Source organism: Frigoribacterium faeni (assembly GCF_011761235.1).
Lineage (GTDB): Bacteria > Actinomycetota > Actinomycetes > Actinomycetales > Microbacteriaceae > Frigoribacterium > Frigoribacterium faeni_A.
Genome location: NZ_JAAOYW010000002.1, coordinates 246,415 through 272,906, shown reverse-complemented (window position 1 = coordinate 272,906; position 26,492 = coordinate 246,415). Strand labels below are relative to the sequence as shown.

25 protein-coding genes are annotated in these 26,492 nt (G+C 75.0%); 14 read left to right on the top strand and 11 right to left on the bottom strand.

The window, feature by feature from the left end; translation table 11 throughout:
• Positions 1 to 150: 150 nt before the first annotated feature.
• Entirely contained in the window at positions 151 to 1,155 is a 1,005-nt protein-coding gene (locus FHR78_RS07695) for a helix-turn-helix transcriptional regulator (protein WP_166759947.1), read from the bottom strand.
• Positions 1,156 to 1,438: 283 nt separating this feature from the next.
• Here FHR78_RS07695 and FHR78_RS07690 point away from each other — a divergent pair, with 283 nt between their 5' ends.
• The 4 genes from FHR78_RS07690 to FHR78_RS07675 all read left to right on the top strand — a co-directional run bounded on the left by FHR78_RS07690 (position 1,439) and on the right by FHR78_RS07675 (position 5,302).
• Positions 1,439 to 1,981, top strand: a complete 543-nt coding sequence (locus tag FHR78_RS07690) for a sigma-70 family RNA polymerase sigma factor (protein ID WP_166759946.1) — start codon at positions 1,439 to 1,441, stop codon at positions 1,979 to 1,981.
• The gene (locus FHR78_RS07685) at positions 1,978 to 2,595 is read left to right on the top strand and encodes an Asp23/Gls24 family envelope stress response protein (protein WP_166759945.1); all 618 of its coding nucleotides are present in this window, start codon (positions 1,978 to 1,980) and stop codon (positions 2,593 to 2,595) included. The genes FHR78_RS07690 and FHR78_RS07685 overlap by 4 nt, the downstream gene beginning before the upstream one ends.
• Positions 2,592 to 2,969, top strand: a complete 378-nt coding sequence (locus FHR78_RS07680; RefSeq protein WP_166759944.1) for a hypothetical protein — start codon at positions 2,592 to 2,594, stop codon at positions 2,967 to 2,969. Before FHR78_RS07685 ends, FHR78_RS07680 begins: the two co-directional genes overlap by 4 nt.
• Before the next feature lie 122 nt (positions 2,970 to 3,091).
• Entirely contained in the window at positions 3,092 to 5,302 is a 2,211-nt protein-coding gene (locus tag FHR78_RS07675; RefSeq protein WP_166759943.1) for an NADP-dependent isocitrate dehydrogenase, read from the top strand.
• Between the two features lie 73 nt (positions 5,303 to 5,375).
• On the opposite strand, the gene FHR78_RS07670 is transcribed toward FHR78_RS07675, so the two are convergent.
• Positions 5,376 to 5,861, bottom strand: coding sequence for a GNAT family N-acetyltransferase (locus tag FHR78_RS07670; RefSeq protein WP_208393034.1), 486 nt, complete (start codon positions 5,859 to 5,861; stop codon positions 5,376 to 5,378).
• A gap of 49 nt (positions 5,862 to 5,910) precedes the next feature.
• Between FHR78_RS07670 and glsA the strand changes: the two genes are divergently transcribed.
• The 3 genes from glsA to FHR78_RS07655 all read left to right on the top strand — a co-directional run bounded on the left by glsA (position 5,911) and on the right by FHR78_RS07655 (position 9,412).
• Positions 5,911 to 6,870: a glutaminase A gene (glsA, locus tag FHR78_RS07665; protein ID WP_166759942.1), complete on the top strand. Its 960-nt coding sequence runs from the start codon at positions 5,911 to 5,913 to the stop codon at positions 6,868 to 6,870.
• 25 nt (positions 6,871 to 6,895) lie between these two features.
• Positions 6,896 to 7,468, top strand: a complete 573-nt coding sequence (locus tag FHR78_RS07660) for a YdeI/OmpD-associated family protein (protein WP_166759941.1) — start codon at positions 6,896 to 6,898, stop codon at positions 7,466 to 7,468.
• A 252-nt stretch (positions 7,469 to 7,720) separates the two neighbouring features.
• Positions 7,721 to 9,412 carry an Ig-like domain-containing protein gene (locus tag FHR78_RS07655; protein ID WP_166759940.1) on the top strand — a complete coding sequence of 564 codons (1,692 nt, stop codon included), beginning with the start codon at positions 7,721 to 7,723 and terminating at the stop codon, positions 9,410 to 9,412.
• Between the two features lie 109 nt (positions 9,413 to 9,521).
• Here FHR78_RS07655 and FHR78_RS07650 read toward each other — a convergent pair whose 3' ends face one another.
• Together FHR78_RS07650 and FHR78_RS07645 are read right to left on the bottom strand one after the other, a co-directional pair.
• Positions 9,522 to 10,157, bottom strand: coding sequence for a class F sortase (locus FHR78_RS07650; protein ID WP_347878115.1), 636 nt, complete (start codon positions 10,155 to 10,157; stop codon positions 9,522 to 9,524).
• A gap of 59 nt (positions 10,158 to 10,216) precedes the next feature.
• Positions 10,217 to 10,942, bottom strand: coding sequence for a CHRD domain-containing protein (locus tag FHR78_RS07645; RefSeq protein WP_243862269.1), 726 nt, complete (start codon positions 10,940 to 10,942; stop codon positions 10,217 to 10,219).
• Positions 10,943 to 11,162: 220 nt separating this feature from the next.
• Between FHR78_RS07645 and FHR78_RS07640 the strand changes: the two genes are divergently transcribed.
• The 3 genes from FHR78_RS07640 (at position 11,163) to FHR78_RS07630 (ending at position 13,780) form a co-directional block, all read left to right on the top strand.
• On the top strand, positions 11,163 to 11,714 hold the full coding sequence (locus FHR78_RS07640; protein ID WP_166759937.1) for a sigma-70 family RNA polymerase sigma factor: 552 nt from the start codon (positions 11,163 to 11,165) through the stop codon (positions 11,712 to 11,714).
• A complete protein-coding gene (locus tag FHR78_RS07635) occupies positions 11,711 to 12,502 on the top strand; it encodes a hypothetical protein (RefSeq protein WP_166759936.1) in 792 nt (263 codons plus the stop codon). Before FHR78_RS07640 ends, FHR78_RS07635 begins: the two co-directional genes overlap by 4 nt.
• Positions 12,503 to 12,739: 237 nt before the next feature.
• Positions 12,740 to 13,780 carry a diacylglycerol kinase family protein gene (locus tag FHR78_RS07630; protein ID WP_166759935.1) on the top strand — a complete coding sequence of 347 codons (1,041 nt, stop codon included), beginning with the start codon at positions 12,740 to 12,742 and terminating at the stop codon, positions 13,778 to 13,780.
• A 190-nt stretch (positions 13,781 to 13,970) separates the two neighbouring features.
• On the opposite strand, the gene FHR78_RS07625 is transcribed toward FHR78_RS07630, so the two are convergent.
• The 3 genes from FHR78_RS07625 to FHR78_RS07615 form a co-directional block, all read right to left on the bottom strand.
• A complete protein-coding gene (locus FHR78_RS07625; RefSeq protein ID WP_347878114.1) occupies positions 13,971 to 14,798 on the bottom strand; it encodes a response regulator in 828 nt (275 codons plus the stop codon).
• Positions 14,795 to 16,510 carry a sensor histidine kinase gene (locus FHR78_RS07620; RefSeq protein ID WP_166759934.1) on the bottom strand — a complete coding sequence of 572 codons (1,716 nt, stop codon included), beginning with the start codon at positions 16,508 to 16,510 and terminating at the stop codon, positions 14,795 to 14,797. Before FHR78_RS07620 ends, FHR78_RS07625 begins: the two co-directional genes overlap by 4 nt.
• Before the next feature lie 90 nt (positions 16,511 to 16,600).
• Positions 16,601 to 16,921 (bottom strand): hypothetical protein, encoded by a 321-nt coding sequence (locus tag FHR78_RS07615; RefSeq protein WP_166759933.1) that lies wholly within the window; start codon positions 16,919 to 16,921, stop codon positions 16,601 to 16,603.
• 212 nt (positions 16,922 to 17,133) lie between these two features.
• Between FHR78_RS07615 and FHR78_RS07610 the strand changes: the two genes are divergently transcribed.
• Positions 17,134 to 18,666, top strand: a complete 1,533-nt coding sequence (locus FHR78_RS07610) for a cation:dicarboxylate symporter family transporter (RefSeq protein WP_166759932.1) — start codon at positions 17,134 to 17,136, stop codon at positions 18,664 to 18,666.
• A 57-nt stretch (positions 18,667 to 18,723) separates the two neighbouring features.
• On the opposite strand, the gene FHR78_RS07605 is transcribed toward FHR78_RS07610, so the two are convergent.
• Positions 18,724 to 19,746: an aldo/keto reductase gene (locus FHR78_RS07605; RefSeq protein ID WP_166759931.1), complete on the bottom strand. Its 1,023-nt coding sequence runs from the start codon at positions 19,744 to 19,746 to the stop codon at positions 18,724 to 18,726.
• Between the two features lie 91 nt (positions 19,747 to 19,837).
• Here FHR78_RS07605 and FHR78_RS07600 point away from each other — a divergent pair, with 91 nt between their 5' ends.
• Entirely contained in the window at positions 19,838 to 20,407 is a 570-nt protein-coding gene (locus FHR78_RS07600; RefSeq protein WP_347878113.1) for a TetR/AcrR family transcriptional regulator, read from the top strand.
• 13 nt (positions 20,408 to 20,420) lie between these two features.
• On the opposite strand, the gene FHR78_RS07595 is transcribed toward FHR78_RS07600, so the two are convergent.
• The 3 genes from FHR78_RS07595 to FHR78_RS15615 form a co-directional block, all read right to left on the bottom strand.
• Entirely contained in the window at positions 20,421 to 21,284 is an 864-nt protein-coding gene (locus FHR78_RS07595) for a glycoside hydrolase family 16 protein (RefSeq protein ID WP_166759929.1), read from the bottom strand.
• 141 nt (positions 21,285 to 21,425) lie between these two features.
• Positions 21,426 to 22,730, bottom strand: coding sequence for an MFS transporter (locus tag FHR78_RS07590; protein WP_166759928.1), 1,305 nt, complete (start codon positions 22,728 to 22,730; stop codon positions 21,426 to 21,428).
• On the bottom strand, positions 22,727 to 23,251 hold the full coding sequence (locus FHR78_RS15615) for a helix-turn-helix domain-containing protein (RefSeq protein ID WP_166759927.1): 525 nt from the start codon (positions 23,249 to 23,251) through the stop codon (positions 22,727 to 22,729). The genes FHR78_RS07590 and FHR78_RS15615 overlap by 4 nt, the downstream gene beginning before the upstream one ends.
• Positions 23,252 to 23,361: 110 nt before the next feature.
• Here FHR78_RS15615 and FHR78_RS07580 point away from each other — a divergent pair, with 110 nt between their 5' ends.
• Together FHR78_RS07580 and FHR78_RS07575 are read left to right on the top strand one after the other, a co-directional pair.
• Positions 23,362 to 23,748, top strand: a complete 387-nt coding sequence (locus FHR78_RS07580) for a hypothetical protein (protein ID WP_166759926.1) — start codon at positions 23,362 to 23,364, stop codon at positions 23,746 to 23,748.
• 66 nt (positions 23,749 to 23,814) lie between these two features.
• Positions 23,815 to 26,490 carry a phosphoenolpyruvate carboxylase gene (locus FHR78_RS07575; protein ID WP_166759925.1) on the top strand — a complete coding sequence of 892 codons (2,676 nt, stop codon included), beginning with the start codon at positions 23,815 to 23,817 and terminating at the stop codon, positions 26,488 to 26,490.
• Positions 26,491 to 26,492 lie beyond the last annotated feature (2 nt).

The window sequence follows — 26,492 nt, the reverse complement described above, 5'->3', positions numbered from 1 at the left end:
GTGCCCTCGACGTCACGGTCGTTCAGACTGCTCTCAGGAACCGAGGAGGCGGTGCTCGCTTTCCGGCCTAGGGCCGGCTGATGACACGGCCGGCCTAGGGGCCGGCCGACGACACGGCCGGCCCACGGCCGGCTGGTCGAGGTGCGCGCCTCAGCCGGCCAGGGTGTCGCGCGGGTGCTCGCCGAAGCGCGCCCGGTACGCCGCCGCGAACCGGCCGAGGTTGCCGAACCCCCAGCGCCGCGCCACGTCCGACACGAGCACCTCGCCCGGCGACGCCTCGCGGAGCTCCTGCTGGGCGCGGTCGAGCCTGACCTGCCGCAGGTAGCTCGTCGGGGTCATGCCGAGGTGGGTGTTCATGGCCTGCTGCAGCGTGCGGGTGTGCATGCCGACGGCGTCGGCGATGTCGGCCGAGGTGATGGCCTGGTCGGCGAAGGCGTGCACGTACTCGGCGGCCTCGCGGAGGCGGGCGGTGCGCGGCGTGCGGATGCTGCGGGGCACGTCGACCGCACGCCACGGGAAGAGGTCGAGCATGGCCCGGGCGAAGGTCAGCTGGCCCTCGAGCCTGACGAGCGGCGGGACGTCGTCGACGACGGCCGCGGTGGCGCCGGACACCCGGCGGCGCCAGGCGGCCAGGGCCTCGGCCGGCAGCTCGGGCGCCCGGGCGAACAGCACCCGCTGAGCCGGCCCGCCGTGGCGCTCGGTCGCGACCTGCTCGAGGAACTCGGCGGAGACGTGCACGAGGGAGTTGCGGTGCGGCGTGAGCGTGAAGGAGAACGACGCCTCGGCCGGCAGCAGGAACGGCTCGCCGTCGATGGTCGTGAACGAGCTGCCCCGGGTCGCCAGGGTGCCCCGGCCGTGGCGGAACCACGACATCACGTACTCGGACGACCAGGGCACGTCGCCCTCGAGGTGGCCGGTCACGGTCGCCGTGCGGAGGCTCAGTCGGTCGTCGCCCGCCGACGCGTAGCGCCAGCGGAACGGCTCGACCCCGGGCCGGAGGCGGAACCGCCGACCGCCGTAGAGCTCCTCGAGACGGGCCGCCGCCTCCCGGACGTCGTGGCCCCCCTGCTCGGAACGGCGGAAGGGGCGGGGCGTCGCCGGGTCGGCGGACCCGGGGCCCGCCGGGGTGACGGCTCCGGTGCTCGTCGTGGTCATTCGGGTCCTCTCGTGCCGTCGCCCGGGTCCGTCCCTCAGGGACCCGTGCACCTCTGGGACGGGCCCCGGACGGGGATCGTCACAGATCGGCGCGACTCGGGGAGCGGCCAGAGGTGGACGGCGGGGCCGCCCGGGGTGGCATCCTCGTGCGGGGGTCGCGACCGCGGCACGGAGAGAGCCGGAGGAGGACGTCATCTCGGACACAGGCACCGAGGCGGGTCCCGGACCCGACGTCCCTGGTCCCTCCGCCTCCCTCCCCGCCGTCCCCGACCCCGGCGCCGACGTGCTGGTCGACGCCTCGGACGACACCCTCGCCGTCCGCGCCCGGGACGGCGACGTCCAGGCCTTCGAGGCCGTCGCCCGTCGGCACGGGCCGCTGATGCGGGTCTACGCGGCGCGGCTGCTCGGCAACGACCTCGAGTCCGACGACGTCGTGCAGGACGCCTTCCTGACGGCGTGGCGCCGTCTCGGCGACCTCGAGGACCCGGCCCGCCTGCGGCCGTGGCTCATGCGGATCGTCAGCAACAAGAGCATCGACCGGCTGCGGGTCCGGCGCGACCACGACGACATCGACGCGCACGACGCCCCTGCCTCGCGGGCGGCGGCTCCCGACCGCGTGGTCGAGTCGCGGCTGCAGATGGACGCCATGTGGACGGCCCTCGACAAGCTCCCCCTCGACCAGAGACGGTGTTGGCTGTTGCGGGAGACGGGCGGCTGGTCGTACGGCGAGATCGCCGACGCGCTGCAGCTGCCCGTGTCGACGGTGCGCGGTCGGATCGCCCGGGCACGCACGTTCCTGCTCCACGAGATGGAGGCCTGGCGATGAGCGGTCACGACGACGCGCCCGACGGCCTCGACCCGCTCGTGGCCCCCGACGAGCTGGTGGACGGCCGCACGCTCGACGACCTCGAGGCGTACCTCGACCGCGGCCGCATGCCCCGCGACCCGGCGATCGAGTCGAGCGCCGCCTGCCGCCTCGCCCTGCGCGCCCTCGAGCAGGTCAGGGGCCTGTCGCTCGCGGTGCTCGAGGACGAGGCCGCCCGCCTGCCCGCACGGGACGACCGGTGGATCGCGGGACTGGTGGCCTCGATCAAGGCCGAGGTCGTCAGCGGTCGCGACATCCCGCTGCGCCACCCCGACCCCGGCGTCCGGCTCGCCGTCACGGAGGCCGCGGTGCGCGGCCTGCTGAGGCAGGTCGGCGACCTCGTGGACGGGGTGCTCGTCCGGTCGAGCGAGCTCGAGGGCGACGTGTCGGAGCCGGGCGCGCCGATCGAGGTGACGCTCCGCGTCACGACGAGGTACGGGCTGCCCGCGCGCGACGTCGCGCAGGCCCTGCGGGCGGCCGTCGTCTCGGCCCTCGACCGGCACACCCAGCTCACGGTCGCCGCCGTGCACGTGCTCGTGGACGACGTGTGGCTGGCGGAACGGAGGCGACGATGACGGACGCACGAGGGCGAGGCCGGGGGCGTCGGGGCGAGTTCGTCGACCTGGCCCGGGAGCTGACGGAGGCGCTGCGCGCCGTCGAGGGGGTCGTCGACGTCCTCGACGCGCGGCCGGTCGTCGCCGCCGTGCGGGCCGTGGCCGGCGCCGTCGACGGCCGGCGGCGGCACGGCCTCGTCGAGGTCGAGCGCTCGGGCCGCGTGCTGAGCGTGACCGCCTCCGTGGCGACGGACGCGGCGCTGCCGACGCCCGAGACGCTCGCGCGGGCGGCCGAGGTGCTGCGGGACCACGCGGGGCACGCCTCCGACTCGGCGGACGACGAGGTCGTCGTGTCGGTGACGGCCCGTGTCGTGGAGCCGTCGCCCGGTCGCTGAGCCGACCCGCGCCTCCTTCAGGGAGCCGCCGACGGCGGCATGTATCTTGATGTCGAGAGACCCCTGCCGAGTACCGTGGGGGCGACCGCACGCACGCGCGACACCAGAGGAGCACCTGCCGCATGGCCACGATCATCTACACGCTCACCGACGAGGCGCCGATGCTGGCGACCTACTCGTTCCTGCCCATCGTCCAGGCGTACGCCCGCACCGCGGGGGTCGACGTCGAGACCCGCGACATCTCGCTCGCCGGACGCATCGTCAGCCAGTTCCCGGAGCGGCTCACCGACGAGCAGCGCCAGGGCGACGCGCTCGCCGAGCTGGGGGCCCTGGCGAAGACGCCCGAGGCCAACATCATCAAGCTGCCGAACATCTCGGCCTCGATGCCGCAGCTCAAGGCCGCGGTGAAGGAGCTGCAGGGGCAGGGCTACGACCTGCCCGACTACCCGGACTCGCCCGCCACCGACGAGGAGCGCGACGTCAAGGCACGCTACGACAAGGTCAAGGGCAGCGCCGTGAACCCGGTGCTGCGCGAGGGCAACAGCGACCGACGTGCGCCGCTGTCGGTGAAGAACTACGCCCGGAAGCACCCGCACCGCATGGGCGCCTGGACGGCCGACTCGCGGACGAACGTGGCGACCATGGGCGTCGACGACTTCCGTTCGAACGAGAAGACCGTCGTCGTCCCGGCCGACGACGTGCTGCGCATCGAGCACGTGGGCGTCGACGGGGCGACGACCGTGCTGCGCGAGTCGATCCCGGTGCTCGCCGGCGAGGTCGTGGACGCCACGGTGCTGCGCGTCGCCGCCCTGCACGAGTTCCTGGCCGCGCAGATCGCGCGCGCCGAGCAGGAGGGCGTGCTGTTCTCGGTGCACCTCAAGGCCACGATGATGAAGATCAGCGACCCGATCCTGTTCGGGCACGTCATCCGGGCGTTCTTCCCGCGCGTGTTCGAGCAGTACGGCGACGACCTCCGCGCCGCCGGGCTCGACCCGGCGAACGGGCTGAACGGCATCCTGCAGGGGCTCGCCGCGCTGCCGAACGGCGACGAGATCCGGGCCGCGTTCGACCAGGGCATCGCCGACGGCCCCGACCTGGCCATGGTCGACTCCGACAAGGGCACCACGAACCTGCACGTGCCGTCGGACGTCATCGTCGACGCCTCGATGCCCGCGATGATCCGCACGTCGGGCCACATGTGGGGTCCCGACGGCGAGGAGCACGACACCCTCGCGGTGATCCCCGACTCGAGCTACGCCGGCATCTACCAGGCCGTGCTCGACGACTGCCGCGCGAACGGCGCCTTCGACCCCGCGACCATGGGCTCGGTGCCGAACGTCGGCCTCATGGCCCAGGCCGCCGAGGAGTACGGCTCGCACGACAAGACCTTCGAGATCCCGGCCGCCGGCACCGTCCGCGTCGTCGACCAGGCGGGCGACGTGCTGCTCGAGCACGAGGTCGCGGCCGGCGACGTCTGGCGCGCCTGCCAGACGAAGGACGTCCCGATCCGCGACTGGGTGAAGCTCGCCGTGACGCGCGCCCGGGCCACCGGCACGCCCGCCGTCTTCTGGCTCGACGAGACCCGCGCCCACGACGCGACCCTCATCGGCCTCGTCCGCGGCTACCTCGCCGAGCACGACACCGACGGCCTGCAGATCGAGATCCTCTCGCCGGTGGACGCCATGGCGTTCTCGCTCGAGCGCATCCGCCGCGGCGAGGACACCATCTCGGTCACCGGCAACGTGCTGCGCGACTACCTGACCGACCTGTTCCCGATCATGGAGCTCGGCACCTCGGCCAAGATGCTCTCGGTCGTGCCCCTGATCAACGGCGGCGGCCTGTTCGAGACCGGTGCCGGCGGCTCGGCCCCGAAGCACGTGCAGCAGCTCGTCGAGCAGGACTACCTGCGCTGGGACAGCCTCGGCGAGTTCCTCGCTCTCGCGGTCAGCTTCGAGCACCTCGCCACCACGACGGGCAACGCCCGCGCCCAGGTGCTGGCCGACACGCTCGACCGGGCGACCGGCACGTTCCTCGACCAGGACAAGTCGCCCGGGCGCAAGCTCGGCTCGATCGACAACCGCGGCAGCCACTTCTTCCTCGCGAAGTACTGGGCCGACGAGCTGGCGGCCCAGACCGAGGACGCCGAGCTGGCCGCTTCGTTCGCGTCGCTCGCGGCCAGCCTGGGCGACCAGGAGGAGGCGATCGTCGCCGAGCTGATCGCGCCGCAGGGCACCGCGGTCGAGATCGGCGGGTACTACCACCCCGACGCCGCCGCGACGGAGGCCGTGATGCGGCCGTCCGCCACGCTGAACGCGGCGCTGGCGACGCTCTAGCGGCAGGACGGTCGCTCGGGCGCCCCGTCTCGGACGGCGGGGCGCCCGGCCTCGGACGCTCGGGCGCCCCGCCTCAGTCGGCGGGCCCGAGCGACCGCCCGAGCGACACCGTCTCGGGCTCGTCGGCGTAGTGGCCGTACGCGGGGATCGGCGCGTAGCCGACCGACTCGTAGAGCCGGATCGCCTCGGCGTGCACGGTGTTCGTCTCGATGACCATCTCGGCGACGCCCGCGTCGCGGGCGGACCGCTCGAGCCAGTCGAGCACGAGCCTCGACAGCCCGCGACCGCGTCGCTCGGGCCGCACGAACATGCGCTTGAGCTCGGCCCGTCCGTCGGGCAGCAGGCGCCAGGCGCCCATCGCCACCGGCTCGTCGGACGCGTCGTAGGCCACGGCGAACGTGCCGCGCGGCAGCTCGAACTCGGCCCGGTCGATCGGGCTCTCGTCGCGCCCGCCGTACAGCTCGACGTAGAGCTGCTGCAGCCCCTCGACGAGCTGCTGCACGTGCGGGTGGTCGTACGGCAGGGGACGGATCCGGGCGGCGTCGTGAGGAGCGGTCACCCGACCAGTCTGGCGGACCGCCGCCGACGCGTCGCGGGAGGATGGGGAGGTGACCTCTCCCGACTCCTCGACCCGCACCTCCTCGGACGACCTGGGCGCGCGGCTCGCGGCCCTGATCGAGGGCGTCCGCGACCGCGACGGCGGCGAGGTCGACGACAGCGTGCCGCGGCTCGCCGAGGCCGACCCGGCCCTGCTCGGTCTCGCGCTCGCGACGCCCGACGGCGAGGTGCGGGCGGCGGGCGACTCCCGGCAGGCGTTCTCGATCCAGTCGGCGGTCAAGCCGTTCCTCTTCGCCCTCGCGCTCGTCGACACCGACGGGGAGGCCGTCGACGCCGTCGGCATCGAGCCCACCGGCGAGGCCTTCGACGCCATCGTTCTCGAGGGCGGCACGGGCCGGCCGCCCAACCCCATGGTGAACGCCGGCGCCCTGCTGACGGCCGCGCTCGTCGACGGCGGCGACGCCGACGGCCGGGCCGAGCGCATCGTGCGCGGGCTGGCGTCGTTCGCCGGGCGCGACCTCGAGGTCGACGACGACGTGGCCGGGTCCGAGATACTGCTCGGCGACCGCAACCACGCCCTCGCCCACCTGATGCGGTCCGAGGGCACGCTGCACGTCGGGGCCGACGACGCCGTCTCGGCCTACGCCCGCGCCTGTGCCGTGCTCGTCGACGCGGAGGCGCTCGCCGTGATGGGCGCCACGCTCGCCCTGGGCGGTCGCAACCCGGTCACCGGCGAGCAGGTCGTGTCGGCGGCGGTCGCCCGCGACGTGGTGTCGGTCATGGCGACCTGCGGCGTCTACGACGGGTCGGGGCGGTGGATGCGCAGCGTCGGGGTGCCGGCCAAGTCGAGCGTCTCGGGCGCGCTGGTGCTGTCGTCGCCCGGCCGCCTCGGCGCGGCCTCGTACAGCCCGCGGCTCGACGAGCTCGGCACGAGCGTGCGCGGGGCCCTGCTGATGGAGAGGCTCAGCCGCGAGCTGGGGCTGCACGTCTTCGACGCCGGTCGCGGCTGACGGGGGCGGGCGCTACCCTCGCCGCATGGTCAGCGTCGCCGACAAGCCCGTGGTCGAGTTCACGGTCGAGCAGTGGGAGGCGTGGCTGTCCGCCACCGACGACGTCGTCGGGGTGCGGCTGAAGCTGCGCAAGAAGACGAGCCGGCCCCCGGGCATGACCTGGTCCGAGGCGCTCGACGTGGCGCTCTGCCACGGCTGGATCGACGGGCAGACCGCCCGGCTCGACGACGACCACGTGCTGACCGCGTTCCAGCCGAGGCGGCGCGCGAGCCCGTGGTCGCAGGTCAACCGCGAGCACGTCGCCCGGCTGGTCGCCGAGGGGCGCATGCGGCCGGCGGGGCTCGCCGAGGTCGAGCGCGCCAAGGCCGACGGCCGGTGGGACGCCGCCTACCGCCAGCGCGACGCCCGCGTCCCGGACGACCTGCAGGCCGCGCTCGACGCCGAGCCGGCGGCGGCCGCGTTCTTCGCCGGCCTGACCAAGACCGAGCGCTTCCGGGTGCTCTTCCGGCTGCAGTCGATCAAGACGCCCGCGGTGCGCGCGGCACGCGTCAGCGACGTCGTCGAGAAGGCGGCGCGCGGCGAGCTGCACTACCGCTGATCCCCGCCCCTCCGCGCCTCTCATCCTCCGCCACGTCGGCCTCACCCGCCACGGGTGGATTCGTACGCGATACGGGTGAGCATCGAGGCCGGACGTGCCGGGACCCCCGTCCGGGGGGTTAGATTTCAACGTCCCGCGGCATCGTCCGCGCCGAGCCCCACCCGAACGACCTCGTCGGCCACCCACCGGCGACACCGTGGCTCGTCGCGCCGTCGCCCCCACCCGAGCGGGCCCCCGACAGAGAGCACCCGAATGCCCAGAAACCCCCGGATCGTCGCCGATCCGCCCGTCCAGCCTGCCCTGACCTCCCTGCAGGAGGCGCCCGCCGCCTCCTCGTCCCTGCACCGGCCTCGTCGCCGTGCGGGCCTCGCCGCGGCCGTCGCCCTGGCGCTCGCCACCGGGGGCCTCGCCCTCGGCGTCGCGGCCCCGGCGTCCGCCGCCGGCCCCGTCACGGGCGACTCGACCGCGGTGTCGCCGCGCGCCGGCCAGAACATGCCCAGCGCCGTCACGGACATCGTCGTCAGCCCCACCACCCCGGAGCAGGGCGCGCAGGTCAAGACGACGCTCGACTTCACCGTGCCGGCCGGCACGGTCGCGGGCGACAGCTTCACCGTGCAGCTGAGCCCGCGCCTGAAGGACCTGCCGCAGACGTTCCCGGTGATCGACACGGCCAGCGACGAGGTCGTCGCGAACGCCGTCGTCGTGACCACGCCGGCGTCGGGCACCACGCCCGCGAGCTACCGCCTGGTCGTCACCTTCACCGGCTTCGTCGAGACGCACTCGAACGTCAGCGGCTCGGCCTACATCGAGTCGTCGTTCGACGCGGCCACGACCCCGTCGGGCGTCACCACCCCCTTCACCTCGCAGGTGCTGGACGGCGAGGCCTTCACGACGGAGATCACGCCCCGGGGCCCGGTGGGCAGCCACCTCAACGCCTCGAAGTACGGGGTCTTCACCCGCTCCGACCAGGGCCGTGTGAACCCGCAGCGCGCCCTCGAGTACCGCATCGACACCCCCGTCGGCCCGTTCGCGACGGCCACGACGACCGACACCCGGCCCGCCGGCCAGACGTGGACCTTCGCCTGCGACGCGCTGAGCTTCCAGGACCGACAGGCCGACGCCGCCGGGCTGTACGTCCCGAACACCTCGAAGGCGCTGACGCTGCCCGCGGGCTCGGTCACCTGTGCTCCGGACAAGGTCACGGTCACGTGGCCCGTCGCCGCGAGCAGCCACTTCTACCGCCTGATCGCCCCCGTCGACCTCGCGGCCGCGACCGGCACGGGCGCTGCGCAGAGCTTCAGCAACAGCGCCGTGACGGTGCTCACGCGGACGGCCGGCGGCGCGCCCCTGACGTACCCCGCCCAGTCGGTCACCCGTCAGGCCAGCGCCGGCGGCGAGGCGGACGGCACCGAGGTCACGCCCCCGGTCACCACGCCCCCCGTCACCACGCCCCCCGAGACCACGCCCCCGGTCGTAACGCCGCCGGAGACGACCCCGCCCGTGACCACGCCGCCGGTGGAGACGCCGCCGGAGACCACGCCCCCCGTGACCACGCCCCCGACGCTGCCCGCCGACAACCCGCCGGTGGTCACGCCCCCGGAGACGACGCCCCCCGTCACGACGCCGCCGGCCACCACGCCCCCGGTGACGACGGTCCCCGCCGACACGACGCCCGTGACGGTGCCCGCCGGCACCACGCCGGTGACGACGACGCCCTCCGCGACGACGCCCTCCGCGACGACGCCCGCCGGGACCACCGTCGCGCCGACCACGCAGGCGTCCGCGGCCCCCGCGGCCGCTCGTCAGGGCGACCGCTCCGACGACGACTCGTCGCTCGCCTTCACGGGTGACGAGCCCCTGGCGCCGGCGCTGATCGCGCTGCTGTTCGCCCTGGTCGGCACCGGCCTCGTGGTCGCGGCGCACCGTCAGGCACGCCGCCGCTGACCCCACGGCCGCCGCGCCGCCGATCCGCCGAGGGCGGGTCCTCCGGGCCGAGGGCGGGTCGATCGCGACCCGCCCTCGCACCGGGGGACCCGCCCTCGGCCTTGCGGGCTCACCCGGCGGGCGACGCGAAGACGACCCGGTTCTCGTCGTAGTGGCCGGAGCCCGGGTCGAAGACCCCGCCGCACGTGATCAGGCGCAGCTCGTCGCCCGGGCGGGCGCCGAAGACCCGGGCGGTCGGGAACTCGGCCTTGGGCACGTCGACGACCTCGTCGACCACGTAGCGCACGGCCGTGCCCTCGACGGTCGTGACCGTGACCTCGTCGCCGGGCACGAGCTCCGACAGCCGGAAGAACACCGCCGGCCCCGTCGTCGAGTCGACGTGGGCGGCGATCACGGTCGGGCCACGCCCTCCCGGACGACCGCCTCCCGTGAACCAGCCCACCTCGTCGGCGTCGACGGGCACCTCCATGGCGCCGCCCTCGGCGATGCCGAGGCCGATCAGCGGCTCGTCCAGGTCGATGGCCGGCACCGAGACCCGGGCGGGCTCAGCACCGACCGCCGCCACGGGCGCGGCCGGCTCGGGCGAGGACGTCGCAGGAGGCGCGGGCACCGAGGCAGGAGCGCTCGGCTCCGCCCCCGCACCCACGCCGCCCGTCGGCGTCGGCCCCGTCGTGCCCGACGTGCACCCCGTCAGCAGCAGGGCAGCGGTCAGCGCGACCGCCAGCCCGGCGCCGGCCCGAGCCACCGGAGCCCGAGCCACGCGAGCCCGGCCCACGCCGGCCCGAGCCGACCCCGCCCGCAGGCTCATGCCCGCGCGGCGGCCCGACGACGCAGCACGAGCCCGGTCGCGCCCGCGAGCACGAGCCCGCCGACGGCCGCGGCGCCGACGAGGGCACCGCCGTCCGAGGTCGACGACACGGCCGAGGCCGCCCCGCCCGCACCGGTGTCGACGCCGCCGACCGGCACCTGGGTCAGCTGGCCGCGCACCACGCCCGCGGCGAAGGCCGCGGTGTGCGAGTCGCCGGTGAAGCCGGCCGGGTCGGCCTCGATCTGCGCGAGGGTGAAGCCCTCGCCGGTGTCGGTGCCCGCGTCGCTCGTGACGCCGGTGGTGAAGGGCCCCTGCAGGCAGCCGCTCGCCTCGCGCACGCCGTCGCCGTCGGCGTCGGTCGGGTTCGGGAACGCGATGCGCGGCGGCCCGGCCTTGCCCGCGGCGGCCTGGTGGATGTGCGTCGCCGTCTTGGCGGGGCTCTGGTAGTCGCCCGTGACGCCCGTGAGGGTGATGTCGTAGCAGATCACCTCGGTGTCCGAGTTGATCCGGAAGTCGAAGGTGCCGGTGGCTCCGGGCTCGCCGGCGACGGCCACGCCGTCGTTGTTGATCACCTGGTCCGGCGTCGCCATCACGGTGAACGCGCTGGTGAACGAGCTCGGCTCGGGCACGGTGGTCTCGGCCGCGGCGGGCGAGGCCACGATCAGGGTGGCGGCGGCCGCGGCCGCGCCTCCGATGGTCAGGTGTCGGACGGAACGCTTCATCGTCATGCTTCCTCTGCCTCTCGTGGGTGCCGCCCAGGCGGACGACACGTGTCGGAGGGCCTTACGAGCGACGGGGCCCGCGCGTTCACCGCCGAGCCGAGAAAGATCCGAGGAGGTGCGGGGCGGCGGACGGGACCGGTCCCGGATGAACGCCCGGCGCCTCCTCGGCGTACTCCCCGTGAGGCGACCGTCTCGATGTCCGTAGGGTGAGGGGAGCCGGATGCCGCTCGTGATGACGCGTCCCGACACGTACGAGGGGAGCCGCATGGGCGGGACGACGACGGGCCTGGACGTGTCCGCCGCCTTCGCCGAGCACGGCTCGGCCCTGCTCGGGTTCGCCGTCAACGCTCTCCGCGACCGGGCCCTGGCCGAGGACTGCGTGCAGGAGACGTTCCTCCGCGCCTGGCGTGCCCGCGCCTCGTACGACCCCGCCCGCGGCGGTGCGCGCACCTGGCTCTTCGCCATCGAGCGCCGCGTCGTGCTCGACGTGCACCGCGCCCGGCAGCGCACGCCGCAGCTCGTCCCCGACGACCAGGCGCCCGAGCAGGCGGCGCCCGCCGCCGACCCGCTCGACCGGCTCGGCATCGTCGAGGGCCTCGCACGGCTCAGCGACGAGCACCGCGAGGTCGTCGTCGCCGTCCACCTGACCGGGCTCAGCTACCAGGAGTTCTCCGACGTCTCGGGCGTCCCGGTCGCCACCCTCCGCACGCGGTGCTTCTACGCCCTGCGCGCCCTCCGCAGCCACCTCGACGACGGGGAGAACCGCTCGTGACCGACCCTGCTCCCGACACCTCGGCCGACCGCCGCGCCGAGCTGATCGCCGCCGCACTGGCCTCCGACCTGTCGCCCGCCGAGGCCGTCGAGCTCGACGCGCTGCGCGCCGTCGACCCGACCGTCGACGACGAGATCGCCTCGCTGGGCGGGGTCGTGGCCCGCCTCCGGCCCGTCGGCGCCTGGCACGACGCCGTGGCCGGCGACGACCTGCGCGACCGCGTCGAGTCCGCCGTGGCCCGCGAGGGTCGGGCCGAGGAGGCGCCCGCAGCGTCGGGCGCGCCGGTCGCGTCGGGCGTCGCGGCGGCGCCGGACGTCGCGCCGGTCGCCCCCCTCGTGCCCCTGCGCCCCCGCCGTGCGCGGCGTGCGGCGCTCGCCGTGCCCGGCGCGGCCGCCTGCGTCGCGGTCGGGGTCGGCGGCGGCGTGCTCGCCACGACCGTGCGCGACGCCCCCGTCGCCGGTCCGCCCGGCACGCTCGGCGCCGTCGAGCACGTGGCCTTCGCGGGGGAGCCCTCGGGCGTCGCCGTCGACGGCGACCTCGTCGCCCACACCTGGGGCACCGAGACCGTGCTCAGCGTCGACGGCCTGCCGGTCGGCGACGCGTTCTCGGTCGTCGTCGTCGACGACGCGGGCGTCGAGCACGAGTCGGGCACGTTCCTCGGCACCGACGTGACGATCGACTGCCGGATGAACGCGGCGGTGCTGCGCGAGCACGTCGTCGCCGTCGAGGTGCGCGGTGCGGACGGCACGGACATCGCGACGGCGACGGTGCCCTCCCTCGGGGCCTGACCCGCCCCTCCTCGGCTCCCGCCCCGCCGTTCCTCGGCTCCCGCCCCGCCCGGATCGCCGAGCCCCGTCCCCTCTCCTCGTTCAGGAACACGAGTCCTGGATCCGCACGGCTCAGGAGGCGCGCTCCTGACTCGTGCACGGCTCAGGACCCAGCCCGGCCGGGTCCCTGAACTGTGCACAGAACGCAGTCCTCCGCGGGCCCGACCGTGCGCGGCGGCGCGGTGCCATCATCGACGGGTGAGCACAGACACCGACCCGACGTCCTCCGCGACGTCCGGCGCCGACGAGACCGCCGCCTCCTCGACCGGCGCCCCCGGCACGGGCACGCGCGTCGCGGCCGTCGTCTACAACCCGATCAAGGTGGACCTCGACGCCGTCAAGGCCGCGGTCGCCCGAGCCGAGGGCGCCTCCGGCTGGGGCACGACGCTCTGGTTCGAGACCAGCGAGGACGACGCGGGCCAGGGCCCCGCCCGCGAGGCGCTCGACGCCGGGGCGACGATGGTCATCGCGGCCGGCGGCGACGGCACCGTGCGGGCGGTGGCGGAGGCGGTGCACGACTCCGGCGCCTCGCTCGCCCTGCTGCCCAGCGGCACGGGCAACCTGCTCGCCCGCAACCTCAAGCTGACCCTCGAGGACCTCGACAACTCGCTCGACACCGCGTTCGGCGGCGAGGACCGGGAGATCGACCTCGGCATGCTCGAGATCCGCCGCGAGGACGGCTCGACCAGCGAGCACGTCTACGTCGTCATGGCCGGTCTCGGCATCGACGCGAAGATGCTCGCGAACACCGACGACGACCTCAAGAAGAAGGTCGGCTGGCTCGCCTACGTCAAGGCCCTTGCCGCGACGCTGCGCGACGAGAACCAGCTCGTCTTCCGCTACCGGATCGACGGCGGCCAGCAGCGCGACATGCGCGCCCACACGATCATCGTCGGCAACTGCGGCGCCCTGCCCGCCAACATCGTGCTGCTGCCCGACGCGGCCATCGACGACGGCCTGTTCGACATCCTGCTGCTGCGCCCGAAGGGCGTGCGCGGCTGGGCGCACATCCTCTACAAGGTGTTCTGGGAGAACGGCGTCGTGCGCCGCCTGCCCTTCGCCGACAAGCTGCCGGGCACCGAGAACGAGGCCCTGCGCTACGTCAAGGCGAAGCAGATCGAGGTGTCGCTGAAGAGCCCCGAGGACATCGAGGTCGACGGCGACGGCTTCGGCGTCGCGACCGGGTTCCGCACCTGGGTCGAGCCGGGCGGGCTGACCGTGCGGGTGCCCCGGGCGTAGCGGCGGCGCCTGGCTCCGTGCCCGGCACCCGGTGCCCGGTGTCCGGCTCCCGGTGCCCGGCACCCGGCACCCGGCACCCGGCGATCCCGTTGTGAACCACGTTCCGTTCAACGAACCCCGTTGCTCGGTGGTTCCCTGAATGGAACGGGGTTCGTCGTGCGCCGCGCCGGCGGCCGGGCGGCGGGGCACCTCAGCGCCAGCGGTACTCGTGCTCGGGGCGGCCCGGCGCCCCGTAGCGGGGCACGCGGTCGACCTGGCCCGCGTCGGCGAGGTGCTCGAGGTAGCGGCGGGCGGTGACGCGCGAGACCGCGACGGCCGCGGCGACCTCGCCGGCCGAGAGCGCGCCTCCTCGCGGGGTGGTCGCGCCGTCGTCGGGGTCGACGTCCGCTGCGTCGTCGGCCGGCGGTCGCGCCCAGGCCTCGGATGCCGACGTCGATGCCGACGCCGACACGGACGCCGCCGTCGACGCCGAGCGCAGCGCCTCGACCACGGCGGCCAGCGTCTCGGGGGCGATGCCCTTGGCGAGCGCGGGCGTCGTCGCGGTGCGCAGCGTGGCCAGGCTGGCGTCGACCTCGGACTGGGTCACCTGCCCCTCGCCCTGGTCGAGCCCGCGGCGGAACGCGAGGTAGCCGGCGAGCCGCTCGGCGAAGGTCGCGAACGTGAACGGCTTGATCAGGTACTGCACGATGCCGAGCGAGACCGCGCTCTTGACGACGGCGACGTCGCGCACGGCGGTGATCGCCACGACGTCGACCGTCGAGCCCGCCGCGCGCAGCGCCCGGCAGAGCTGCAGTCCGTGGATGTCGGGCAGCGTCAGGTCGAGCAGCACGAGGTCGACGTCGGGCTGCCGCAGCCGGTCGAGGGCGGACCGGCCGTCGTGCACGACGCCGACGAGCTCGAACCCGTCGAGGCGGGCGAGGTACGCGCCGTGGGCCTCGGCCGTGAGCGGCTCGTCGTCGACGACGAGCACGCGCACCGGGGGAGCGGCCGGGGGCCGGGACGAGGAGGCGCCGGTCACGACCGCACCTGCCCCTCGTCGTCGTCGGGCAGCTCGACGGTGATCGTGGTGCCGTCCTGCGTCGTGCGGGCGTCGACGGTGCCGCCCGCCCGCCGCGCGACCTGGGCGACGAGCGCGAGGCCGATGCCGCGCCCCTCGGGGCCCGCCGCCTTGGTGCTCACCCCGCGGAGGAACACGTCCCGGCCCTCGGGCAGCCCGGGGCCGGTGTCGGAGACGGCGACGCGGACGAGCCCCGGCGCCGGGCGCTCGAGGGCGACCCGGACGACCGCGCGAGCAGGGCTCTGCGCGCCCAGGCCCGGCTCGGCCAGCCCCGGCTCGGCCGGCCCCTGCCCCACGTGGCCTGCCGCGTCGGCCCCGGCACGAGCCCGGGGCGCCGCCGCGTCGAGGGCGTTGTCGACGAGGTTGCCGACGACGGTGACCAGGTCGCGGACCGGCACCCGCGGCGTGCCGAAGTCGGGCGAGACGTGCAGCCTGAGGTCGACGGCCCGCTCCCGCGCCTGGGCGCTCTTGCCGAGCAGCAGCGCGGCGAGCACCGGCTCGTCCACCGCCGCCACCACCTGGTCGGCGAGGACCTGGCCGAGGTCGAGCTCGTCTGACGCGAAGCGGAGGGCCTCGTCGGCACGGCCCAGCTCGATCAGCGCGACGATCGTGTGCAGCCGGTTGGCGAACTCGTGGGTCTGCGACCGCAGGGCCTCCGACAGGGTGCTCATGGTGCGCAGCTCGTCGGTCAGCTGCCGCAGCTCGGTGTGGTCGCGCAGGGTGGTGACCGTCCCGAGGCGGCGGCCCGCGCCCGTGCGCGCCCGCGCCGTGCCCGGGGCCGCCGCGACGCGCTGGTTGACGACGAGCACGCGGTCGCCGGCGACGTGCACCTCGTCCTGGGCCTCGCCGCCGCCGCGCAGCAGCTCGGCCAGCGAGGCGGGCAGGTCGAGCTCGGCGACGGGGACGGGCCGCCGCGCGACGTCGGCGGCCAGCGCGGGCTCCTCGAGCAGCGCGGCGGCGTGGTCGTTCGCCAGGGTGAGGCGTCCCCGGTCGTCGACGAGCACGAGCCCCTCGCCGACCGAGTGCAGCACGGCCTCGTGGTGGTCGCTGACCCGGCCGAGCTCCTCCGCGCCGAGGCCGCGGGTCACGCGCCGGAGGTGGCGGCTGAGCAGCCACGCCGCCAGCGCCCCGAGGGCCACGGTCGCGAGCGCCCCGCCCACGAGCAGGGGGAGGCGCGTGCTCAGGGCCGCGGACACGCTGTCGACGGTCACGCCCGCGGCCACGAGGGCGACGATCGAGCCGCCCTCGTCACGGACGGGCACGACGGCGCGGACCGAGGGCCCGAGCGTGCCCGCGTAGGTCTCGCTGAACGCACGGCCCTCGAGGGCAGGCTCGATCGTGCCGATGAAGGGTCGCCCGATCTCGGCCGGGTCGGGGTGCGTCAGGCGGGTGCGGTCGGGCGTCATGACGGTGACGAAGTCGGTGTCGGTGTCGCGCATGAGGTCGAGCGCGTACGGCTCGAGCTCGGCGGACGGGTCGTCGGAGCGGAGCGCCTCGAGCACGAACGGGTTGTCGGCGATCGACGTCGCCAGGGCGGTGCAGCGCGCCGCGGCGGCGCGCTCGGTGTCGGTGCGGGCGCTCGTCCACTGCCAGGCGCCCGCGACGAGGGCGAGCACGACGACGCCGACGACCTGCAGCGCGAAGAGCCGCGCGGCGATGGAGGAACGACGCATCGAGGACTCCTCTCGCGACGGTGCGGGCGGGCGTCGGCGGGCGAACAGCAGGACGGGCAGGACAGGCGGGACGGGAAGCCCGCCCCGACCTCAGACGACGGGCTCGACCAGCCGCACGTGCGACACGGCGACGCGCTGCGGCTCGCCCGCGAACGCGGAGGCCCGCGCGTCGGAGGCCAGGTAGTCGGCCTCGAGCGCGAGGAACGCCTCGGCGTCGCCGGGCGCACTGACGGCCCAGGTGAACTCGTCGACCTCGCGGTCGGCGTAGGCGAACTCGACCGTGAAGCCCGAGGAGGTGCGGGCCGGCACCAGCCGGGAGGTGAACCACGCGACGAAGTCGTCGAGCACCCCGGGGGCGAGCTCGTAGCGGCGCAGCTGGACGGTCTTCTGGGGCACGGCGTCGTCGGTCATGGCGACACCCTAGCGACCGCCCCCGACGCCGACGGTCGACGCAGGCCCCGACGCCCCGACGCCCCGACGCCCCGACGCCCCGCGCGGGCCGTCGCGGCCGCGAACACTATGAACGCAACCTCGTGCCGGCCGCCCGGGCCGATCAAGATGGCCCGACCACCCCGCCGACCGGTCGACGACGTCGTCCCGGTCACCAGCACGAGGAACGACCGATGGCAAAGACGCCCTCCGCCCGAACGCCCCGCCCCGACGGCAGCGACCGCCCCGACGGCCCCGGCCGCACCGCCTCGTCGGGCGAGCCTCCCCGTCGTCCCCTCGCGCGCCTCCGGCGCATCGAGAAGTCGCACTGGCTCTACATCGCCGTCATCGTCGCGGTGGGGGCCGGCATCCTCGTCGGCCTGACCGCGCCCGACGTCGCGGTGCAGCTCAAGCCGATCGGCACCGCCTTCGTGTCGCTCATCTCGATGATGATCGCGCCGGTGATCTTCTGCACCATCGTGCTCGGGGTCGGCTCGATCGCGAAGGCCGCGACGGTGGGCAAGGTCGGCGGCCTGGCCCTCGGCTACTTCATCGCCATGTCGACCTTCGCCCTGGCCATCGGCCTCGTCGTCGGCAACCTGATCCACCCGGGCGAGGGGCTGATGGTCGGCAACACCGGCTACGAGGCGCCGGCGAGCGAGGAGGCCGGCGGCACCGCCGCGTTCCTGCTCGGCATCATCCCCGAGACGCTCGTCTCGTCGCTGACGAGCGGGTCGATCCTGCAGACGCTGTTCGTCGCCCTGCTGGTCGGCTTCGCGCTGCAGCGGATGGGGGCGCGCGGCGCGACGATCCTCGAAGGGGTCCGCAACCTGCAGGTGCTCGTGTTCCGCATCCTCGCGATGATCATGTGGGTCGCCCCGATCGGCGCCTTCGGCGCCATCGCGGCCGTCGTCGGCGAGACCGGGGTCGCGGCCATCGTCGCCCTGGCGACGCTGATGGTCGCCTTCTACGTGACGTGCATCGTCTTCGTCGCGGGCGTGCTGGGCACCGTGCTGAAGCTCGTCACGGGCATCAACATCTTCCGGGTCATGAAGTACCTGGGCCGCGAGTACCTGCTGATCGTGTCGACGTCGTCGAGCGAGGTCGCGCTGCCCCGCCTCATCGCGAAGATGGAGCACCTCGGCGTCTCGAAGCCCGTGGTCGGCATCACCGTGCCCACCGGCTACTCGTTCAACCTCGACGGCACGGCGATCTACCTGACGATGGCGTCGCTCTTCATCGCGAACGCGATGGGCACGCCGCTGAGCGTGGGCGAGCAGCTGTCGCTGCTGCTGTTCATGATGATCGCGTCGAAGGGCGCCGCGGGCGTCACCGGCGCCGGCATCGCCACCCTCGCCGGCGGGCTGCAGGCGCACCGGCCCGACCTCGTCGACGGCGTCGGCGTGATCGTCGGCATCGACCGCTTCATGTCCGAGGCGCGGGCCCTGACGAACTTCACGGGCAACGCGGTCGCGACCCTGCTCGTCGGCACCTGGACCGGCGAGGTCGACAAGGGCCAGGTCGAGCGCGTGCTCGGCGGCGACTCGCCCTTCGACGAGTCGACCATGAGCGCCGACGGCCACGGCGAGGCGGCCCACGCCGCCGCCACGGGGGCGGGAGCCGAGGAGGCGGCGGCCGCCTCGACGGGCACCGCTCGCGACGACCGCATCTCGACCGACACGGTGCGCACGATCGTCGGGCACGACGACCGCGTCGCCCGCCGCTGACCGGCCCGGCCCCCTCCGCGGCGTCGCACGCCGCCGTGGGGGCCGGCCCCTCCGGAGTCAGGCGGCCGAGCGCGAGCCGACCGGGCGACGACGCAGCGACGGGTCGCCGACCTCCGGGCCGCGGTAGACCATGTCCATCGCGCCGACGCTCTCGCCCGGGGGCACGATCTGGTCGATCCGGTCGAGCACCTCGTCGGACAGGCTGACGTCGGCGCCCGCGAGGGTGGCCTCGAGCTGCTCCATGGTGCGGGGGCCGGCGATGGCCGACGTGACGCCCGGGTGGGCGAGCGTGAAGGCCATGGCGAGGTGCGCGAGGGGCATCCCGAGCTCGTCCGCCAGGGCGATCAGCTGCTCGATCGCGGCCAGGCGGCGCTCGTCACGGAAGTGCCGCATGCCGGTGCTCGCCCGGAAGTTCTCGTTGGCCTGGCCGGCCCGGTACCTGCCCGAGAGCGCGCCGCCCGCGAGCGGGCTGTAGACGAGGGTGCCCATGCCGTACCGCTGGGCCACGGGCAGGATCTCGCGCTCGATCTCGCGGTCGAGCATCGAGTAGTTGGGCTGTTCGGTGCGGAAGCGCTCGTGCCCGCGTCGCTCCGAGGCCCACTGGGCCTCGACGATCTCCGAGCCGCGCATCGACGAGGTGCCGATGGCCCGCACCTTGCCCTGGCGCACGAGGTCGCTGAGCGCCGACAGCGTCTCGTCGACGTCGGTCTCGGGGTCGGGCCGGTGCAGCTGGTAGAGGTCGATGTAGTCGGTGCGCAGGGCGCGGAGCGAGCGCTCGACGGCCTGGACGATCCAGCGCCGCGACGCGCCGCGGTGGTTCACGTCGTCGTCGACGGGACCCCAGAACTTCGTCGCGAGGACGACCTCGTCGCGCCGGCCGACGAGGGCCTCGCCGACGACCTCCTCCGAGTCGCCGTAGCGGTCGGCCGTGTCGACGAGGTTGATCCCGGCGTCGAGGGCGCGGCGCACGATGCGCACCCCCTCATCCCTGTCCGGGTTGCCGAACGAGCCGAGCATCATGGCGCCGAGGGCGAAGGGCGTCACCTGGATGCCGGTGCGGCCGAGGGTGCGGTGCTGCATGGGGGTCCTCCTGTAGAGTCGGATGCGGAACGTCGTTCCGCTCTCGTCCGACTATACGGAACACTGTTCCGCTTTCGCAAGGGGTGCCTCCGTGTCCGCTTCTCCCGCCCCGCGTCGCGTGCGTGCCGACGCGCAGCAGAACCTCGACGCCCTGCTCGTCGCGGCCCGCGCCGTCTTCGCCCGGGCGGGCGTCGACGCGCCGGCGCGGGACGTCGCGGCCGAGGCGGGGGTCGGCGTCGGCACGCTCTACCGGCACTTCCCCAACCGGGCGGCCCTGGTGTCGGCCGTCTTCACGACCGAGATCGACGCCACGGCGGCCGCGGCCGACGAGCTGCTGGCCGAGCACGCCCCCTGGCGGGCCCTCGACCTCTGGATCACCCGCTTCACGTCGTTCGTGGCGACGAAGCAGGGGCTGTCGGCCGCGCTGCGGTCGGGCGACCCGGCGTTCGACGCCCTGCCCGGCTACTTCCGCGACCGGCTGGGCCCCGCCATCAGCTCGCTCCTCGACGCCGCGGTCGAGGCGGGCGAGGTCCGCCCCGGCGTCGACCCGCTCGAGCTGCTGCAGGCGGTCGGCGACCTCAGCCACCGGGCTCCGTCGGCGGACGGCTCGCCGAACGCGATGGTCCGCCTCCTGCTCGACGGGCTGCGCGTCCGGCCCTGACGCCGGCCTCGGCTCAGCGCGAGGTGACCCTCACGTAGTCGATCTTCATCTGCTGCGGGAGCTGGGTCGTGCCGTCCGGGTATCCCGGCCAGGCGCCTCCCACGGCCACGTTGAGCACGATGAAGAACGGCTTGTCGAACACCCACGGGTCGCCGCCGGTGCTCGCCGGGGTGACCTGGTGGTACACCTGGCCGTCGACCGACCAGGTGATCGAGCCCGGTGCCCAGTCGACCGCGAAGGTGTGGAAGTCGTCGGCGATCGACCAGCCCCGCGGGTGCTGCCAGGTGCTCGTCAGCCCCTCGCCTCCCGAGTAGCCGGGGCCGTGCACGGTGCCGTGCACGCGGTGCGGCTCGAAGCCGACGTTCTCCATCACGTCGATCTCGCCGGAGCCCGGCCACGGGTTGCTCGGCAGGTCGGCGCCGAGCATCCAGAACGCGGGCCAGATGCCCTGCCCGCGGGGGATCTGGATGCGCGCCTCCACCCGCCCGTACTGGGCCGCGTACTTCCCCTGCGTCGTCAGCCGGGCCGAGGTGTACGAGCCGTCGCCCTCGCGCTTCGCGGTGACGACGAGGTTGCCCTGGCCGTCGAGCGCCGAGTTCGCGCGGGAGGCCGTGTAGTTCTGCAGCTCGCCGTTGCCCCAGCCGCCGCCCCCGGTCTCGAGGTTCCACACGGCCGGGTCGGGCGCGCTGCCCGCGGCGCCGTCGAAGTCCTGCGACCAGACGGCCGCCTGCTGCGACGTCGAGGAGGCGGCGGTCGCCGAGAGCCGGTCGCTCCCGGTCGGGTCGGGCGCCGACTGTGCCGCCAGCGACGGCAGCACCGTCCCCACCAGGGTGGCTGCGGCTCCTGCCGCGATGAGTGTCCGAGTGCGTCTGTGCATGGTCGTCTCGTCTCCGGCGACGTCGTCGTCGCCTCCCGGCACCGTACGTCCGTCCCCAGCCGATAACAAGACCCCCCTGTCCAGTACCCGAACGGGGGGCACGGGCGGCGGTGCCCGTCCGCCCCCTCCGCCCGGGCGGCGTCAGGGCGCCGGCACCTCGACCGTCAGCTGCCGCACGCTGCGGGTCGACACGGCCGCCGCGGTCGCGACGACGATGACCGTCGCGCAGGCGACGAGCGTCGGGGCGGTGCCGAACACGTGGGCGGCGGGGCCGACGAGCACCTCGCCGAGCGGCACGGCCACGAACGACCCGACCATGTCGTACGAGTAGACCCGCGAGAGCGCCTCGCGCGGCACCCTGGTCTGCAGCGACTGGTCCCAGGCGATGGCGAACACCTCGAGGGCGACCCCGCCCAGCCCGAACGCCACGAGCAGCACGGGCAGCGCGGGGGCGAGGCCGAGCGCCGCGACCGGCACGGCCGTCACCGCCATGAGCGCGACGCCGACGCCGAGCGCCTGCCGGGGCCGCCAGCGCAGGGCGAGCACCGCGCCCACCGCCAGCCCCACGGCCTGGGCGGCGACGACGAGGCCCCAGGCGGCGCGGCCGAACGACTGGTCGGCCACGAGGGGCCCCAGCACGGTCGTCGCCCCGACGAAGGCGGCGTTGAGCACGGCGAACTGCACCACGACGATCCACACCCACGACCGGCTGCGGAACTCCTGCCACCCCTCGCGCAGGTCGGCGAGCACGGACGGCGCGGAGGCGGCGGGCACCGAGCCGAGACCCGGCCCGGCCGCGGCCGCCGCCTCGCCCCGAGCGCCCCGCGGCAGCCGTAGTCGCGTGAAGAGCAGGGCGGCCAGCGCGAAGCCCGCGGCGTCGACGGCCAGCCCCCAGCCGGGCCCGACGACCGCGACGACGGCCGCCCCGACGGAGGCGCCGACGATGCTGCCGCCGTTCAGGCCCAGTCGCAGCAGCGCGTTCGCGGGGCGCAGCTGCTCGACGGGCACCGTCTCGGGCACCAGGGCCGCCGCCGCCGGCAGGCTCACGGCGGCGACGGCGCCGTTGAGCACGCCCAGCACGACGAGCGAGGGGATCGTCGCCGACCCCGTCAGCACGAGCGCGGCGACGACGCCCTGGGTCGCGGCGGCGGCGAGCGACGTGCCCACGAGCACGACGTCGCGCGGCAGCCGGTCGGCGACCACCCCGCCGAGCAGCAGCACCGCCACGTTCGCCACGGAGCGCGCGGCGACGACGAGCCCGAGGTCGGCGGCCGACCCGGTGAGGTCGAGCACGGCGAAGGCGAGGGCGATCGGGGCGACGGCGTTGCCGAGCACGCTGGTCGTGCGCGCCGCGAGCAGCCAGCGGAACGCGGGGCGCGCGAGCGGGCCGGCGCGGCCGGTGCGCGTCCCGGGGGCCGAGGAGGCGCCTCCTGCGTCCCGGGTCACGGTCGCCTCAGCGGGAACAGCGCGGCCGTCATCGACACCGGCACGGTGCCGGGCGTGCGGGGCGGACGCGCCGCCGCGTGCAGGGCCGCGGAGGCCCGGCCGACGTGCTGCACCACGCGCTGCCAGGTCTCAGGGTCGACCCACAGCTCGGCGTCGGTCGAGACCTGCGGGCCGGCGACGCGCTGCCGCGAGCGGCGACGCAGCTCGTCGGCCAGCGCCTCGACGTACTGCGCGCGTTCCTCGTCGCCCCCCGCGACCGCGGGCGAGGGGCGGAGGGGGAACGGCTCCGCCGACGACCGGTGCCGGTAGCGCTTCGCGTCGCCGCCGCGCACCCGCACGACCTCGACGACCGAGACGAGCCCGACGCGCTCGAGCACCCGCAGGTGGTAGCTCGCGGTCGCCTGCGACAGGCCGAGCTCGCGGCCCGCCTCGGCCGCGCTGAGGGCGACGCCCGTGAGCAGCGAGAGCAGGCGCAGCCGGATCGGGTGGGCGGTCGCGCGGAGTTCGTCGAGTTCGGTCACGTGCCCAGCGTGCGCCGCCGGGGCCCCACCGTCAAATGTGTCTTTGGGGGTCGTGGACGCCGCCCCTCGTCTCTGGCATGCTGCATGTCGGAGAGACGAGGGGAGAGCCCATGGACGAGGCACTGCTCTATGACCTGTGCAGCCGCGCCCGCCGCGTGCAGGACGCCCACGGCACCGAGGCGAGCCTGCGGGGCCTCACCGACCTGGTCCGCGCGGCCGCCGACCCGCGGGGCCGCCGGTCGGACGTCGACCTGCACCAGCTGATCGAGACCGCGCCGCAGCCCGTCGGCATGCGGTGGAGCGTGCGCCAGCTCGAGGCCCTGGCGCGCGCCCGCCGCGACGCCCCTTCCGACCTCTCCGAGGACGAGGCCGAGCAGTACGAGGAGGCGCAGCTCGCCCTCCTGAGGGCGGTCGGCCGGGACGACGGCGAGCCGCTGCCCGGCCCCCTCGGCGTCGCGAAGAACGTGTTCGACCAGGTCATCCGCCGCTGGTTCTAGGCCGCGGGCACGCAGCAGGACGCGAACACGGCGTCATCCGGCCCCGAGTTCGTCCATGATGGTCCCGTGACCGACACCGACACCGCGAAGCGACCCGACGGAGCCAGCCGAGACGACGTCCGAGGGGCGGTCGACACCGACCTGCGCGCCGACGTCAGCTTCCTGGGCAGCCTGCTCGGACGCGTGCTCACCGAGGCCGGCGGCCCCGACCTGCTCGCCGACGTCGAGCGGCTGCGCGCCGCCGTCATCTCGGCCTACGAGGACGCCGCCGCGGGCCACGCCGGCAAGACCGACTCCGCCGAGCCGGTCGACCGCGCCGGCGAGATCGTCGCCGAGCTCGACCAGCAGCGCGCCGAGCAGGTCGCGCGTGCCTTCACCGTGTACTTCCACCTGTCGAACCTCGCCGAGGAGCACCACCGCGTCCGCGTGCTGCGCCGCCGCCGCGAGCGCGCCGACTCGTTGCCCGCCGCGGTCGAGCGGCTCGTCGACGAGCTGGGGGCCGAGGAGGCGTCGGCCCGCCTGCAGGAGCTGCGGTTCCAGCCCGTCTTCACCGCGCACCCCACCGAGGCCCGCCGTCGGGCGGTCGCCAGCACGATCCGCCGCATCAGCGACCTGCTCGACGAGCGCGACTCGGCGCAGAGCACCGCCGACCTGCTCGAGACCGAGCGCCGCCTCCTCGAGGAGATCGACGTGCTCTGGCGCACCTCGCCGCTGCGCACGACCCGCCCGACCCCGCTCGACGAGGTCCGCACGGCGATGAACGTCTTCGACCAGACCCTGTTCGAGGTCGTGCCGCACGTCTACCGCGTGCTCGACGACCGCCTCAACGGCGACGGAGCCGGCCGGCAGCCCGTCGCCGCGCCCGCGTTCATGCGCTTCAGCAGCTGGATCGGGGGCGACCGCGACGGCAACCCGCACGTCACCGCCGAGGTGACGCGCGCCGCCGCCGAGATCGCCTCCGAGCACGTGCTGCTCGGCCTGCACCGCGCGACGAGCCGCATCGGCGGCACGCTCACCCTCGACGAGGCCGACACCCCGGCCGACGCCGGCGTCCGCGAGCTCGCCGAGCAGCAGCGCGCCCTCGACCCCGACACCGCCTCGCGCATCGGCATCCGCTCGCCGAACGAGACCCACCGCCGCGTGCTGCTCTTCGTCGCCGAGCGCGTCGACGCCACCCGTCGCGGCGTCGAGGGCCTCGCCTACGCCGGCCCCGACGACCTGCTCGCCGACCTCCGCACGGTCCAGGCGTCGCTGCGCGCGGCCGGTGCCCACCGCGCCGCCAACGGCGAGCTGCAGAACCTCGTCTGGCAGGTCGAGACGTTCGGGTTCCACCTCGCCGAGCTCGAGGTGCGCCAGCACTCGCAGGTGCACCGCGCCGCCCTCGAGGAGGCCCGCGCGGGCGGCGAGCTCAGCGCGCAGACCGTCGAGGTGCTCGACGTGTTCCGCACCGTCGCCTCGCTGCAGCGGCGCTTCGGGCGACGGGCCGCCTCCCGCTACATCGTGTCGTTCACGCAGTCGTCGGCCGACCTCGCGAACGTCGTCGAGCTCGCCGAGATCGCGCTGGGCTCCGCCGAGGCGGCGCCGGTGCTCGACGTCGTCCCGCTCTTCGAGACGTTCGCCGACCTCGAGGCGTCCACGCGCATCCTCGACGAGGCCCTGCAGACCGAGGCGGTGCAGCGTCGCCTCGCCGCGACGGGCCGGAAGCTCGAGGTGATGCTCGGCTACTCCGACTCGTCGAAGGACGTCGGCCCGGTCAGCGCCACCTTCGCCCTCTACGACGCCCAGGCGCGCATCGCCGAGTGGGCCGAGCGCAACGAGATCCAGCTGACCCTGTTCCACGGCCGCGGCGGCTCGATGGGCCGCGGCGGCGGGCCGGCCCACGAGGCCGTCCGGGCCCAGCCGCCCGGGTCGGTCGAGGGCCGCTTCAAGATCACCGAGCAGGGCGAGGTGATCCTCGCGAACTACGGCAACAAGGTGATCGCCGCGCGCCACATCGAGCAGATGGCGGCCGCGACCCTGCACGCGTCGACGCCGTCCACGGCCGCCGCGAACGCCGCCTCCGCCGAGCGCTTCGCCCCGCTCGCCGCGGCGATGGACGCCGCCTCGCGAGACGCGTTCTTCGGCCTCGTCAAGGCCGACGGCTTCGCCCAGTGGTTCGCGACCGTCACCCCGATGGAGGAGGTGGGCCTGCTCGCGCTCGGCTCGCGTCCCGCCCGGCGCGGCCTCTCGGTCGAGTCCCTCGAAGACCTTCGCGCGATCCCGTGGGTGTTCGCCTGGACCCAGGCCCGCATCAACCTCGCCGGCTGGTACGGCCTCGGCTCGGCGCTCGCCGCGGTCGGCGACGTGCAGGTGCTGCGCGAGGCGTACGAGGCGTGGCCGCTGTTCCGCACGATGATCAAGAACGTCGAGCTCTCGCTGGCCAAGACCGACGACCACATCGCCCGCCGCTACCTCGGCCTCGGCGAGCGCGACGACCTCGCCGACCGGGTGCTCGCCGAGATGGCGCTCACCCGCGAGTGGGTGCTCGCGACGAGCGGGTCGAGCGACGTGCTCGAGGGGCGGCCGGTGCTGAGCCGCTCGGTGCGCCTCCGGAGCCCCTACGTCGACGCGCTGTCGCTGCTGCAGCTGCGGGCGCTGCGGGGCATCCGCCGTTCGGTCGAGAAGGACCCGGCGGACGCCGACCACCGCCTCCTGCTGCTCACCGTCAACGGCATCGCCGCCGGCCTGCAGAACACCGGCTGACC